This window comes from Clostridium tagluense (genome assembly GCF_003865095.1).
Taxonomy (GTDB): Bacteria; Bacillota; Clostridia; order Clostridiales; family Clostridiaceae; genus Clostridium_AD; species Clostridium_AD tagluense.
On sequence record NZ_BHYK01000011.1, the window covers coordinates 40,332 to 54,968 of the forward strand.

15 protein-coding genes are annotated in these 14,637 nt (G+C 31.6%); 12 read left to right on the top strand and 3 right to left on the bottom strand.

Features of this window, described 5'->3' with window-relative positions; genetic code table 11:
* Window positions 1–3 precede the first annotated feature (3 nt).
* The 3 genes from Ctaglu_RS11415 to Ctaglu_RS11425 are packed head-to-tail and all read left to right on the top strand — an operon-like array spanning window position 4 to window position 2,609.
* A complete protein-coding gene (locus Ctaglu_RS11415) occupies window positions 4–687 on the top strand; it encodes an amino acid ABC transporter permease (protein ID WP_125001593.1) in 684 nt (227 codons plus the stop codon).
* Between the two features lie 13 nt (window positions 688–700).
* On the top strand, window positions 701–1,444 hold the full coding sequence (locus Ctaglu_RS11420; RefSeq protein WP_125001596.1) for an amino acid ABC transporter ATP-binding protein: 744 nt from the start codon (window positions 701–703) through the stop codon (window positions 1,442–1,444).
* Window positions 1,445–1,472: 28 nt separating this feature from the next.
* On the top strand, window positions 1,473–2,609 hold the full coding sequence (locus tag Ctaglu_RS11425) for a trans-sulfuration enzyme family protein (RefSeq protein ID WP_125001599.1): 1,137 nt from the start codon (window positions 1,473–1,475) through the stop codon (window positions 2,607–2,609).
* 378 nt (window positions 2,610–2,987) lie between these two features.
* Here Ctaglu_RS11425 and Ctaglu_RS11430 read toward each other — a convergent pair whose 3' ends face one another.
* On the bottom strand, window positions 2,988–3,200 hold the full coding sequence (locus Ctaglu_RS11430; RefSeq protein WP_125001601.1) for a hypothetical protein: 213 nt from the start codon (window positions 3,198–3,200) through the stop codon (window positions 2,988–2,990).
* 267 nt (window positions 3,201–3,467) lie between these two features.
* Between Ctaglu_RS11430 and Ctaglu_RS11435 the strand changes: the two genes are divergently transcribed.
* From Ctaglu_RS11435 to Ctaglu_RS11450, 4 genes are all read left to right on the top strand, one after another.
* Window positions 3,468–4,214 (top strand): nitroreductase family protein, encoded by a 747-nt coding sequence (locus tag Ctaglu_RS11435; RefSeq protein ID WP_125001604.1) that lies wholly within the window; start codon window positions 3,468–3,470, stop codon window positions 4,212–4,214.
* Between the two features lie 307 nt (window positions 4,215–4,521).
* Entirely contained in the window at window positions 4,522–5,466 is a 945-nt protein-coding gene (locus Ctaglu_RS11440; RefSeq protein WP_125001607.1) for a ribonuclease Z, read from the top strand.
* Window positions 5,467–5,552: 86 nt separating this feature from the next.
* Window positions 5,553–5,759: a hypothetical protein gene (locus Ctaglu_RS11445; protein WP_125001610.1), complete on the top strand. Its 207-nt coding sequence runs from the start codon at window positions 5,553–5,555 to the stop codon at window positions 5,757–5,759.
* Window positions 5,760–5,832: 73 nt separating this feature from the next.
* The gene (locus Ctaglu_RS11450) at window positions 5,833–6,888 is read left to right on the top strand and encodes a DMT family transporter (protein ID WP_125001613.1); all 1,056 of its coding nucleotides are present in this window, start codon (window positions 5,833–5,835) and stop codon (window positions 6,886–6,888) included.
* Window positions 6,889–6,894: 6 nt separating this feature from the next.
* Here Ctaglu_RS11450 and Ctaglu_RS11455 read toward each other — a convergent pair whose 3' ends face one another.
* A complete protein-coding gene (locus tag Ctaglu_RS11455; RefSeq protein WP_207669469.1) occupies window positions 6,895–7,404 on the bottom strand; it encodes a methylated-DNA--[protein]-cysteine S-methyltransferase in 510 nt (169 codons plus the stop codon).
* A 188-nt stretch (window positions 7,405–7,592) separates the two neighbouring features.
* Between Ctaglu_RS11455 and hcp the strand changes: the two genes are divergently transcribed.
* From hcp to Ctaglu_RS11480, 5 genes are all read left to right on the top strand, one after another.
* A complete protein-coding gene (hcp, locus tag Ctaglu_RS11460; protein WP_125001619.1) occupies window positions 7,593–9,239 on the top strand; it encodes a hydroxylamine reductase in 1,647 nt (548 codons plus the stop codon).
* Window positions 9,240–9,406: 167 nt separating this feature from the next.
* Window positions 9,407–10,669: a putative DNA modification/repair radical SAM protein gene (locus tag Ctaglu_RS11465; protein WP_125001870.1), complete on the top strand. Its 1,263-nt coding sequence runs from the start codon at window positions 9,407–9,409 to the stop codon at window positions 10,667–10,669.
* On the top strand, window positions 10,662–11,396 hold the full coding sequence (locus Ctaglu_RS11470) for a TIGR03915 family putative DNA repair protein (RefSeq protein WP_185732687.1): 735 nt from the start codon (window positions 10,662–10,664) through the stop codon (window positions 11,394–11,396). Before Ctaglu_RS11465 ends, Ctaglu_RS11470 begins: the two co-directional genes overlap by 8 nt.
* A gap of 126 nt (window positions 11,397–11,522) precedes the next feature.
* Complete coding sequence (locus tag Ctaglu_RS11475; protein ID WP_125001625.1) at window positions 11,523–11,888, top strand: hypothetical protein; 366 nt, start codon at window positions 11,523–11,525, stop codon at window positions 11,886–11,888.
* A gap of 286 nt (window positions 11,889–12,174) precedes the next feature.
* The gene (locus Ctaglu_RS11480; protein WP_125001628.1) at window positions 12,175–13,368 is read left to right on the top strand and encodes an acetate kinase; all 1,194 of its coding nucleotides are present in this window, start codon (window positions 12,175–12,177) and stop codon (window positions 13,366–13,368) included.
* A 74-nt stretch (window positions 13,369–13,442) separates the two neighbouring features.
* On the opposite strand, the gene Ctaglu_RS11485 is transcribed toward Ctaglu_RS11480, so the two are convergent.
* Entirely contained in the window at window positions 13,443–14,393 is a 951-nt protein-coding gene (locus Ctaglu_RS11485; protein ID WP_125001631.1) for an ABC transporter substrate-binding protein, read from the bottom strand.
* Between the last annotated feature and the right edge of the window lie 244 nt (window positions 14,394–14,637).

Below are 14,637 nucleotides of genomic sequence, written 5' to 3' on the forward strand. Positions count from 1 at the left end.
AATATGAATTTTGATGTAGAAACAATAAGAATATTAAACATAATTAAAGATTCTTTCTTTCCTTTATTAATAGCAGGCGTGAAGTTTACTATTCCACTGGCAATAATTTCTTTCATACTTGGTTCAATTTTGGCTATGGCAACAGCTCTTGCACGTATATCAAAATATAAATCATTAGTTTTAATATCAAGTTTTTATGTTTGGATAATAAGGGGTACACCACTTCTTGTACAGCTATTTATAGTATTTTACGGATTACCAATGGCTGGTATAACAATGGGACCACTAACTGCAGCAATTATAGGTTTTACATTAAATGTTGGGGCTTATAATTCAGAAGTAATTAGAGCAGCTATTTTATCTATACCTAAGGGACAGTGGGAAGCAGCATCTTCCATTGGTATGACACATACGCAAAGCTTGATTCGTATAATTTTGCCACAGGCAGCTAGAGTATCTGTACCGCCGCTTTCAAACTCCTTTATAAGTCTTGTAAAAGATACATCCCTGGCTGCTGCAATTACTTTAGCTGAAATGTTTCAGATTGCTCAAAGAATAACTGCAGCAACATATGAACCACTTGTATTGTACTGTGAAGCAGCATTTATATACCTATTATTTTGTACTATACTATCCACAGCACAAAAGAAGATAGAGAAAAATCTTGAAAGATATGTGGCTAGGTAATTGGAGGAAATTCATGATTAATATACAAAATTTACACAAGAGTTTTGGAAATATTGAAATTTTAAAAGGTATAGATTTAAAAATTGTAAGAGGTGAAACAACAATTGTAATAGGCCCTTCAGGTTCAGGTAAAACCACTCTTCTTAGGTGTATGAATTTGTTAGAAATGCCAAGTAATGGAACCATAAGAATTGGTGACAATGAACTTACATTTGGTGAAAATAAAAAGCCAACTGAGAAAGAAATATTAATTTTGCGAAAGAACACAGGAATGGTATTTCAAGGTTTTCATTTATTTCCCCATATGACAGTGGTAGAAAATATTATGGAGGGTCTTGTAACTGTGCTTAAGCAATCTAAAAAAGTAGCTCATGATAAGGCTCTTAGCCTACTTGAAAAGGTTGGTCTATCAGAAAAATCCGATAGTTATCCTCATGAGCTTTCAGGAGGACAACAGCAGAGAGTTGCTATAGCACGCGCTATGGCTATAGAACCATTAGTGTTGCTATTTGACGAACCAACCTCTGCACTGGACCCCGAACTTGCAGCGGAGGTACTTAAAGTTATGAAGGAGCTATCTCTTGAAGGGATGACAATGGTAGTTGTTACTCATAATATGAGTTTTGCAAGAGAAGTAGGTGATAATATAATATTTATGGATAATGGACTTATTATTGATAAGGGCACACCGAAGCAAATATTAAGTGAAACAAATAATGCACGAATAAAACAATTCTTAAATTTAGTTTCAGATTAGATAATAGATTATTGAGGAGGAAAAAAATATGAAATTTGAATCATTATTAATACATGGTGGAATAGATGGGGATGCTAGTACTGGGGCAGTAAATGTACCTATCTACCAAACATCTACCTTTAAAAAAGGCAAATTTGATGCTGATAATACTTATGAGTATTCAAGATCAGGAAATCCTACAAGGGCAGCTCTGGAAAAACTTATTGCAGAGCTTGAGGAAGGCTATGCAGGTTTTGCCTTTGCTTCAGGAATGGCGGCTACAACTGCGGTACTATCTCAGTTTAAAACAGGAGATAAGATTCTTATATCAAACAATATTTATGGTGGAACCTTTAGGGTTTTAGACAAATATTTTAATAACTTTGGTATAAATTACAGTGTATTTAATTCATCAAACATAGAAGAACTAAAAAATAATATTGATGACAGTGTAAAGGCTATTTTTATAGAAACCCCAACTAACCCATTGATGGGTATTACAGATATTGAAGAGGTTGCAAAAATAGCAAAGAAAAACAATTTGATTACCATTGTAGACAATACGTTTATGACACCCTACCTACAAAAGCCAATCACCCTTGGTGCAGATATAGTTATTCATAGTGGTACAAAATATCTAGGTGGACATAGTGATTTAATTGCTGGTCTTGTGATAGTGAATAATAATGAGTTAGCAGAAAAAATAGGTTTTATACAAAATTCAACAGGGGGAGTTTTGTCTCCATTTGATTCCTTCTTATTGATAAGAGGTATTAAAACTCTAGCATTAAGAATGGATAGACATAACTCAAACGCAAACATTATTGCAAATCTTTTAAAAGATAGAAAAGAAGTAGAAAAAGTATATTATCCAGGGTTTGAAGATCACCCAGGCTACAAAATACAATCAAAGCAAGCTAAAGGCTATGGTGGTATTATTTCTTTCCTTCTTAAAGAAGGGTATGATTATAAAAAATTCTTAGAAAATTTAGAGTTAATAACTTTTGGAGAAAGCTTAGGAGGCGTGGAGTCATTAATTTGTCATCCTGCCACTATGACACACGCTGCAATTCCATCTGAGATGAGACAAGAAATTGGCATAACTGATAATTTAATAAGATTATCAGTTGGGGTTGAAAATGTTGATGATATAACAGAGGATTTAATAAAGGCATTAGAAATATAAATTTAACAATTTTTAATGAAATCAAAAACGTACTTGATGGGGATATAGTATTTAAGTAAGCTATAAAATTATAGAGGATAACCACAAAAAAATATAAAGATTAAGGCTACTAAATTAATTAGTAGTCTTAATTTATGTCAAAAATGTAACAATTGCTAGCAACAAGAAATTTCCACTACGTTCTAGTGTGAAAAATCTAAGTAGGTTATTTTTTGAAATTAAAATGAATAAGTGATTTTATGGATTTCTTTGATGATTATAAGTAATTGATGTATAATAATATTAGATAATAATTTAAAGAAGATGCTCTTTTTTTCTTCATATCTTCCTCAAAAAATTAGCCACTGGCACATGAGGTACATTCATTTATGACCTCTTCTATTTAGTAGCTGTGATTTTATTATTGCAAGTTATGTATTCATTATTCAAGAAATAACCCACAAATCCGTGGGTCATTTGCTGAAGGTCAAATATTTCTCTCCAGGAAACTTGAAATTCATGTCCACATTTAATGCATGTAAATTGACGTACTCCAAAATCAAATTCATTATCTACATGAGATTTTTTCTTTTTATTCTTACGTTTCTTCATTTAAATTCCTCCATATTAGGTTATAGAATATATTATAATAAAAAAATTAAAAATGAAAAGTAAATTATGGTTAGTCTATTTTTATTGAAGTTTAAAAAAAAAATTAAAATTACAAATGAAAAAATCAAAAAAATACTCTAAATTAAGTGAAGAAGAAATAACAAAATTAAAAAATAAACTATTTGCAAATTAATAGCAAGAGCAAACAGAAGTTGGGCTGAAAAGTTAGCAAATTGGTTTGTATGCAATAAAATAGGGGGTTATGATATGAACGAGATTTTAAAACAAATAAAAGATAGAAAATCCATGAGGGTATTTGAAAATAAGCCTATTGCAGCTGAGTTAAAAAAAGAAATATTAAATGCTGCCTTTGAAGCTCCAACTGGTGGTGCAATGATGCTTTATAGCATACTTGATATTACTGATGAAAAATTAAAGAAAGAACTATCAGTAGAATGTGATAATCAGCCTTTTATTGCAAAAGCTACTTTAGTGCTTATATTCCTTGCAGATTATCAAAGGTGGTATGATGCTTTTGACTCACAAAATTGCAATCCAAGAACACCAGGGGAGGGTGACATCCTTCTTGCCTGCGCTGATGCAATAATAGCTGCTCAAAACACAGTAGTAGCTGCAGAATCTTTAGGAATTGGTTCGTGTTACATTGGCGATATTATTGAGCATTGTGAAACTATTAGGGAGTTATTGGACCTTCCAGATTATGTTTTACCTGCTGCCATGGTGGTTTATGGTTATCCTGTAGAGGCTCAAAAGAATAGAAAAAAACCTGTGCGTTTCGAAGAACAGTATATAGTCTATGAAAATAAATATCGTAGACTAACTAAGGAAGAACATATAGAAATGCAAAGCACAAGAAATGAAAAGGCAGGATTTCCAAATAAAAATATTAGCGAAGATACTAAAGCTCTATGCAACCGTAAGTATATGTCTGATTTTTCACTAGAAATGAATAGATCAGCATCTGAATATCTTAAGAAGTTCAGAGCAGAGTAAGGCATTTAAATTACTCAAGAATATCAAGTTCAGTCATATAAATACCCAGTAGATAGTTTAAACAACTATTTACCCGGTGTTTTTTCCTGGCTTTAAAAAACACCTCAAAATATTACAAATACTTTTGAAATATTTTTGATAAATATATTTAGTTGTTATTATTTGTAACTTTTTTTGAGCGTGTTGGCATTAATGGTAAGATATACAAAAATGAGCTAAATGTAAATAAGTATGCATAAAATATTGTTGTGTAGATTACTCTATAGATAAATAGAGTGAATAAAAACTGATAGATGAGGTGATTTAATTGGTTGACATAGCATTGCTGGGATGTGGAGGAGGAATGCCTATTCCTGAAAGGTATCTTTCTTCATTTCTCATAAACTATAAAGGCAGAAAGATATTGCTTGATTGTGGTGAAGGTACCCAGGTATCCATGAAAATACTTGGCTGGGGATTTAAGACAATAGACATAATTTGTATAACTCATGGTCATGCGGATCATATTATGGGACTTCCAGGTATTCTTTTAACCATTGGCAACAGTGGTAGAACTGAGCCTATTACAATAATTGGTCCCAAAGGTATTGCTGATATTGTAAACGGTCTGTGTGTTGTAGCACCTTACCTTCCTTATGAGCTTAATATTATAGCAAATCCAGAGAAGCCAGTGAAAGTACAAACTTCAATAAATTGTATGAATGCTTCAGTGGGAGAATTTCATGATTTAATAATTTCAACACTGGAACTTGAGCACTCAACTAATTGTTTGGGTTATAGCTTTTATTTTAGAAGAAAACCAAAATTCGATGTTAAAAGTGCGACTAAAAATGAAATACCAAAAATGTTTTGGAGTAGACTTCAAAAAAATGAAACTGTAATTAACCAGGGGAAAACATATTTACCTAGTGTGGTGCTAGGAAAAGAAAGAACTGGAATAAAGCTTAGTTTCACCACAGATACAAGGCCAATACCTGAAATAGAGAGTTTTATTAAAGAAAGTGACTTGTTTATTTGTGAGGGCACTTATGGTAATGGAAATGATATTGAAAAAGCCATAAAGAACAAACATATGACCTTTAGCGAGGCGGCGAAGCTTGCGTTGAAGGGTGAAGTGCAAGAACTCCTATTGACACATTTTAGTCCTTCTATGCATATCCCTGAAGAATATAAAGATAACGCAGAGAGCATTTTCAAAAATACTATTATTGGCTTTGATAGACTTGTGAAGACTTTATCTTTTAAGGATTAGAAAAAATAGAAAGTGTATGGTAATATAATAGAGTAAATAATGATTTCAATACAAGGGGAATTCTAGATGATAATGGAGGTATGGATGTGTTAAATAACGAAATTAAAGAAAGTTTACTTAGAGAAGGAATTCATGAGGATGCTGTAAAATCCTTAGATGAAAAGGGAAAGTGTCTATTTGATATAAATAGTACAAGAGACGTGTGCTTTGAATTTATTGATGAGGGTGTTAAATTTAGTTGTGAACAAAGCATTTTAGATCATGACTTGTATCTAATAAAAATTCTAAATTAAAGCTGTGAAGTATCAGTAATAATAAATTTATAATTATAGGCGCTAATTACTATTTTAGAGGGAGGAAAACTTTATGATAAAATCAAAGCAACATTTGGCAGTATTTCAAGCAATACTTGCAGCTGCATTGTTTGGAATAAGTTCACCAGTTTCAAAGTTATTATTAGAAAAGATACCTCCTATGCTTATGGCTTCGCTCCTGTATTTAGGAGCAGGCATTGGAATGTTATTCTTAGGACTTATAAAGTGGTCAAAGAACACTAAAGCAAAAGAAGCTAAGATTAGCAAAGCAGAACTTCCATTTGTTATAGGTATGATAGTTTTAGACATTGCGGCGCCAATATTTTTAATGATTGGACTTACTATGACTACAGCATCTAATGCTTCTTTACTAAACAATTTTGAAATTGTTGCTACAGCTCTTGTTGCACTACTAATTTTTAAAGAGTCAATTGGAAAAAGGTTATGGGTAGCTATTTTTTTTATAACGGCATCTAGCATTGTTTTGTCCATAAGTGACTTTAGCAGTTTTTCGTTTTCTGTAGGTTCGATTTTTGTTTTGTTTGCATGCATTTGCTGGGGCTTTGAAAATAATTGTACAAGAATGATGTCTTTAAAAGACCCAATGCAGATAGTGATTGTTAAAGGACTTGGGTCTGGGACAGGTTCACTTTTAATAGCAGTTTTAATGAATGAATACGCAAGTGATATAAGATATATACTTATAGCTATGATTTTAGGTTTCTTTGCATACGGATTAAGTATATTTTTTTATGTAACTGCACAGAGGCAGTTAGGGGCTGCAAGAACAAGTGCATATTATGCTGTTGCTCCTTTTATAGGTGTAGGACTATCCTTAATATTGTATAACGAACAAATAACAGTAAACTTTGTTATAGCAGTTATTTTAATGCTTTTCGGAGCCTATTATGCTGCTGTAGAAAAACATAATCATAAACATATTCACGAAATGGTCAAACATGAGCATCGCCATGAACATAATGATAGTCATCATAATCATGTACATGAAAACTTTGAGAATGGGGAACACAACCATGTTCATGTTCATGAAAGCACTGAACATGAACATAATCATACTCCTGATATGCATCATGCTCATGATCATTAGTAAAAATCATTTATCAACATTTACCCCTTCAATTTCCAATAGTAGTTTTTGTGTTGGAGTTCTATTACCTGCAAAACCTACCAAATTGCCACTTTTACCGATAACTCTGTGACATGGTATAATTATAGGTAATTGATTAGATCTATTAGCTTGCCCTACAGCCCTTACAGCTTTAGGGTTTCCTATGGCTTCTGCAATCTGCAAATAATTCCGGGTTTCACCGTAAGGGATATCTTGAAGGGCTTCCCATACTTTTTTTCTGAACTGTGTACCTTCTATAGATAAGGGTATGCTAAAATTTTTTCTTTTTCCTTTAAAATATTCATCTAGCTGAAGTATAACATCTTTGCAAAGCTCTACATCTTTCAGAATAAATTCATGTTTGTTTTTGTACTTTATCCAATCTTCTTCAAAAATTTCTACTTTCCGAGCACCTATTTCATCCACAACTACATGGATAAGACCAATAGGGGAATCATAAATATCATAACCAATTTTCACAAAATCCCTCCTCAATCATATATTGACCTATGTAAATAAAATTTATCATAAGATTTCGAATCTGTCTAGTTTAAATACATTTTATTGTTATATTAAAAAAGTTTTCAATATAAGTACACGAATGTTATCTGTTCTCTTGCATATTTACCTATAATAAGTGTAAGATGGTGTTAGAATATTTTGAAAATTTGGGAGGTTTACATATGCAAGGAAAAATGTTTTGTTTTCAATGCGAACAAACTGCAGGTGGAAAAGGTTGTACTAACATAGGGGTCTGTGGAAAAACTCCAGAAATTGCAGCAATGCAGGATTTATTAATTTACCAGTTAAAAGGAATAAGTTGTTATGTTACTAAACTTTTAGAAAAAGGTGAAAAACTTGATAAGTCATGGATTTCATTTGTTGAAAATTCATTATTTATGACGTTAACTAATGTAAATTTTGATCCTGAATCTCATATTAATATGCTTAAAAAATCTCAAGTAATCAAAGAAGAGGTTAGAAAAAAATTAGGAAATGAAAAAATAAATGGTGAAGAGGCTCTATATAATTTAAGCGATGCTAAGGAGCAAATGCTTGAAGATGCTAAAAAAGCAGGAGTTATGTACGACCAAGAATTAGATGCAGATATACGTTCTGTACGAGAAACTATAAAATACGGATTAAAAGGAATAGCAGCTTATGCACACCAAGCTAGATTTATAAAATATAATAGTGAAGAAGTAGATGAATTTTATTTTATAGCTCTTGCAGCATTAACTGATGATAGTTTAAATCTTCAAGATCTTATAAAGTACTTACTTAAAACTGGAGAGATGAGTGTTAAAGTTATGGAGGTATTAGATACAGCTAATAATGAAAAATATAGCTCTCCTTCACCTCAAAAGGTTAATGTAAACATTAAAAAAGGACCATTTATCGTAATTTCTGGTCATGATTTAAGAGATCTCGAAATGCTACTAGAGCAAACGGAAGGTAAGGGCATAAATATTTATACTCACGGCGAAATGCTTCCTTCCCATGGATATCCTAAGTTGAATAAATATGCTCATTTAGTAGGTAATTTTGGAGGGGCATGGCAAAATCAACAAAAGGAATTTGATGGTATTCCTGGTTGCATTTTAATGACAACAAACTGTTTAATGAAACCAAAAGATTCATATAAAGATAGAATCTACTCAACAAGTGTTGTTGGGTGGGATGGCATAAAACATATAGCGGCGGATGAGAATGGTCATAAGGATTTCTCTGAAATAATAAACAAAGCTCTAGAACTTGGCGGCTTCGAAAAAGATGAAGAAGTTAAAGAAATTTTAGTAGGGTTTGGGCATAAAGCTACTTTAAGTCATGCTGAAACAATAATTAATGCAGTGAAAGAAGGAAAAATCAGGCACTTTTTCTTAATTGGAGGATGTGATGGAGCAAAGACAGGAAGAAATTATTACACTGAATTCGCTCAATTAGTTCCAGAAGACTGTATTATTCTTACTTTAGCCTGTGGAAAATACCGTTTTAATAAATTGGAGTTTGGCACAGTAGCAGGACTTCCAAGATTACTCGATATAGGTCAATGTAACGATGCATATTCCGCTGTTAGAATAGCTCTAGCACTAGCTGATGCATTTAAATGTGGGATTAATGATCTACCACTAGCGATGATTATAACTTGGTATGAGCAAAAAGCTGTTGCCGACTTATTAGCATTACTTTCACTGGGAGTAAAAGGCATTTATCTAGGGCCTACACTTCCAGCATTCTTAAGTCCTAATGTATTACAATTCCTAGTTGATAATTTTGATATTAAACCTATAAGTACACCTGCGGAGGATTTAAAACAAATATTAGGATAAAAAATATAGTTTAAAAATAAGCCATTTCTAAAGATAGTTAAATATCTTTAGAAGTGGCTTATTTTAACGACCCAGGAGATGATTTAATGACTTTTTCCAGTAAATAAGTGTTCCAATCTTGTGCAAAATATGATAAAATGAGAACAAACGTTTGTGAGGTGTTAAAAGTGGATGTAATGAGAAAACTTGAAATATTATCTAATTCAGCAAAGTATGATGCTTCTTGCTCTTCTAGTGGTTCTAATAGAAAAAGTACAGCGGAGGGTATAGGAAATGCTTCGACCTCAGGCATTTGCCATTCTTGGTCACAGGATGGTAGATGCATTTCACTACTTAAAATCTTATATACTAATAAATGCATATATGATTGTAAATATTGCATTAATAGAGCTAGCAATGATTTAGAAAGGACAAGCTTTACTCCTAGTGAAGTAGTAGATTTAACTATGAATTTCTACAGAAGAAATTATATAGAAGGATTATTTTTAAGCTCTGGGGTAGAGAGAAGTCCAGATTATACAATGGAAAATTTAGTTAAAATTTTAAAAGATTTAAGATTGATTCACAAATTTAATGGTTATATTCATGTAAAGGCTATTCCAGGCGCTGATCCAAAATTTATATATGAGGCAGGATTGTATGCAGATAGAATGAGTGTAAATATTGAGCTGCCTTCTGAAAAAAGCTTAAAGCTCTTAGCACCGCAAAAGAATAAGGAAGATATATTAAAACCTATGGGACTTATTAAGCACAGTATACTTGAGTCCAGTGAATATAAGAAAAAAGGGTTTAAAGCACCAAAATTTACTCCTGGTGGCCAAAGTACGCAGATAATGGTTGGTGCAACCAATGAAAGTGACTTAAGAGTAATTAGTCTTACAGAAGGATTATATAATACCTTTGGACTTAAGCGAGTTTATTATTCAGCTTATGTTCCAGTGGTTGCGAACATAAATTTACCAGCTATTCAAACTACACCACCACTTCTAAAAGAACATAGAATGTATCAAGCAGATTGGCTTTTAAGGTATTATGGTTTTAAGGCAAAGGAATTATTAGATGAGAAAAATCCTAATTTTGATGTAGATTTAGACCCTAAAGCTTTTTGGGCATTAAATAATTTAGACAAGTTCCCAGTGGAGATAAATAGTGCGACCTATGAAATATTGCTTAGAGTACCAGGAATAGGAGTAACATCAGCGTTAAGAATCATAAGAGCAAGAAGACTTTGTAATCTTTCCTATGACAATTTAAAAAAAATAGGAGTTGTGCTTAAAAGAGCTAGATTTTTTTTAACCTGCAGCGGTAAATTTTATGGAGATAAGGCCATGGAAAGAGGAAGGCTTAAAAATTATTTATTGGACTTTGAAAGCTTTGATAAACCGGAGCAACTTAGTTTATTTACCCAAAGGGGCGATTTATTTGGTTAGATACATTTATGATGGAAGTTTTGATGGATTTTTATCTGTTATATATGATTGCTATTATAGTAGAGTTCCTGAAAGTATTGAGAGAGAAAGTGATTATAACTTCAATATATTATACGAGGATATAGTTATTGGAACTGATATGGCAAAATCGGGTAAAGTATACAGGGCTATATTAGAAAAGATTTCACAAGATACACTAGTTTATGTGTATCAGGCCTTTTTATCTGAGGAAGATGGCATAGAATTAAATTTATTTAGGTATATACAATTAGGATTTAAGCTGGGTAGTAAAGTAAATGATTTTCTAACAGAGGAAGCTGTGAATGAAGTACAGAAAATTTCTAGAAAAGTAGGTTTTGAAGCACATAGATTTTTAGGACTAGTTAGATTTCAAGAATTTAAGGGAATATTGTATGCAGCAATAGAGCCTACTTACAATATTGTTGAACTGATAGGAAGTCACTTTAGTGCAAGATTAAAAAATGAAAAGTGGGTAATTCATGATGTAAAAAGAAAAATTGGTATAGTTTATGAAAATAATGAAATGATACTTAGGGATTTAAAATTTGAAAAATTAGAAAGTCATGAGGAGGAAGAGTTGCTTTATCAAAATCTTTGGAAGGCCTTTCATAAAAGTATATCCATAGAAGAAAGATGTAATGAAAGGTTACAAATGCAACATATGCCAAAGAAATATTGGAATAATTTAACTGAAATGAAAAAGTAATCACCGTTTTATAATGAACACTTTTTTATATTTCAACATTTATTCTTAAAAATGCTAGAAATCATGATATAATAGATATAAATGCATTTATTAGATTATTGTTATTTAAAGGAAGGAAAGATGATTATGAAAAAATTAGTAGAATATACTCAAGTTGAAAGTCCTAGTATAAGTATTGAAAGAAAAAAACGCAAGATGGAAGAGATTTATAAAACACTAGAGGCATTAGGGGCTAAAAATAAAGAAACGGCTAAAAATAGTAAGGAAATAAACAGTAACCTTCCTAAAGAGCTTACTGTTGAAAACATAGATAATGTGAAGAAAAACAAGAAAGCCCAATTGAATACACCTTCATTTATAGGTTCACTTGCTGGAGTTATGTCTAAGTTTAAAATACTTGGAAAAGTATATATAGTAGAAAAAAAAGAAACTAAATGGTATATATCAGGCACTATAAAAATGATTAGTGATATAGACCCTAGAGATATGTAATTTTTATAATTTGTTTTTCATGGATAAAATCACATAACCACTATAAAAACTAAGTCTTAACTTTTAAGATTTAGTTTTTATAGTGGTTATATCATTAAAAATTCAAAACTACTTGCAAATATGTAGTTATTTATATAATATATATATTATATGATATACTATATAGGAAATGTGCTATACAAAAGTGGTAAAAAGAAATAGAAAATAACAAGATTATAAATCTTGTAGCTGTAATATTTGTCAGAATTCAAAGAAGTAAATAATATGCTGGAAGGAGAGTTTTTTTATGAAAATATTAGTTATTAACTGTGGCAGTTCTTCTCTAAAATATCAACTTATCAATATGGAGGATGAAACTTGTTTGGCTCAAGGATTGATTGAGAGGATTGGTAGTGAAGGATCTGTTTTAACTCAAAAGGTACAAGGCAGAGAAAAATATATAGTAAAACAAATTATGCAGGATCATAAAGATGCAATAAAATTAGTTCTTTCAACTCTTATAGACGGAACTAATGGAGTAATTAAAAGTGTAGATGAAATCTCAGCAGTGGGTCATAGAGTTGTTCATGGTGGAGAATACTATTCTAAATCTGTATTAATCGATGAAAAAGTAATGAAGGCTCTAGAGGATTGTTCAAAACTAGCACCACTTCATAATCCACCAAACATAATTGGAATTAACAGCTGTAAGGCACTTATGCCGAGCACCCCAATGGTGGCAGTATTTGATACGGCCTTTCATCAGAATATGCCAGAACATGCATATATTTATGCACTACCATATGAATTATATGAAGAACACAAAATAAGAAAATACGGATTCCACGGAACTTCTCATAAATATGTCTCTCAAGTAGCGGCAGAAATGATAAGCAAAGATATTAAAGACTTAAAAATCATTTCCTGCCATTTAGGAAATGGAGCAAGTATTGCTGCAATTAAAGGAGGTAAATCAATTGATACAAGTATGGGATTTACACCTCTTGCAGGGCTTGCTATGGGCACAAGATCTGGAGATATAGACCCTTCAATTATAACTTTCTTGATGGAAGAACTATCTTTGTCTTCAGAAGAACTAGCAGATTTATTGAATAAAAAATCAGGCGTTCTAGGAATTTCTGGAATAAGTAGTGATTTTAGAGATCTTTGGGATGTGGCTAAGAACAATAAAAGAGCACAACTCGCTTTAGATGTTTTTCATTATGAAGTTAAAAAGTTTATTTGTAGTTATGCAGGTGCATTAGGTGGCGTAGATTGTATCATATTTACTGCAGGAGTTGGCGAAAACTCTGCAAAAGCTAGAGAAGCTTGTTGCACAGGATTAGAATTTTTAGGCGTTAAAATAGATAGTGAAAAAAATAATGTTGCTGGTATTGCGGCAGAGATAAGTACATCAGATTCAACAGTAAAAGTTTTTGTAATACCAACCAATGAAGAGTTAATGATAGCAAGAGATACAAAGGAAGTTGTCAGTTTATAAGATATTACACAAAAGCAAGAAACCACTACAATCATTAAGGATTGTAGTGGTTTCTTTTTATTTGTTATTAAATATTATTTAATAAAGGAGCTATTTGATAGGTCTTTTAGTGTATAGTTATTAGTAGTTAATTTTTTTGCTTTAAGCCAAATTAAAACTTCTCGTAGCTCTTTTTCAGGGGGCATAGTAGCATTTGAATAAGTTGGGAAAATCAATGTTTTTTTCACAATTTCAGGAAAACCAGCTTCCTTAATTACAAAATCAATATAACTTTCCTGTTTTGCTTCTTTTAAAAACTTTACAGATTTATTATAGGCTTTATAAAATGCTTTTATTTCGTCGGATTTTGATGCTATTGTATCTTTTGTGAATAGAATTACACCAGGGTTTATACCTAGTTTATCAGAACTACTTAAAACTTTTCCACCAGAAGAAATTGCAGTGCTTGCTAGAGGCTCTGGCAATGTAGCCATATCTAATTTACCATTGGTTAGCATTTCAAGTCTAGTAGGTATCTTCGGTATTGCTACTTTTTTTGGTGAGTTAACATCTATGCTTGAATTTTCCATAATTCTATCTGTTAGATATTCAATAATAGTATTTTTAGAAATCCCTATGGATTTTCCAGCAGATTGTCCAATTTTAGAAATATTAGAATTTACTCCAGAAATTAGTTTATAACTACCATCTGTTTTTGAAGTGATTTTAACATCAAATTTATTATCGTTAAAAAATACTACCGCAAGCATATCAGATATTGCTCCATCAATTTTACCCGTTTGAAGTGCTGTATCTCTATCTGTTGCACTTTTAAAATGCTCTATTTTTACATCTATACCTTCTTCTTTAAAATATCCATTGTGCTCTGCTATAATAACTGGAACAGAGTCTAAATCTGGCATAGCACCAATAGTTAGAGTTTTTTTTGGCTTTAGCCCCGCATCTTCTTTCACCTTGCTTGTGCATCCAACAATACTTATACCCATTATAAATACTAAGGTAAGTGCTAAAAATTTTTTTTTCAATATGTACCTCCAATAAAAATTTATTTTGTCCACAAATAGCTTTCTAAAAATTATATTTTTTGAAAAGTCGAAAGAAAGTAGATAAAATAATATAAAGCCCTGTAATGAAATGTAAATAACGCAGTCATCATAACACTTATTTAACTCAGTGTAAATACTGGCAGCCCAACCTTTGGAATATATCTATGAACTAAATTAACAAAACATATTATTAATGACCAAATAGCTTCTTTATTTGCAGAGT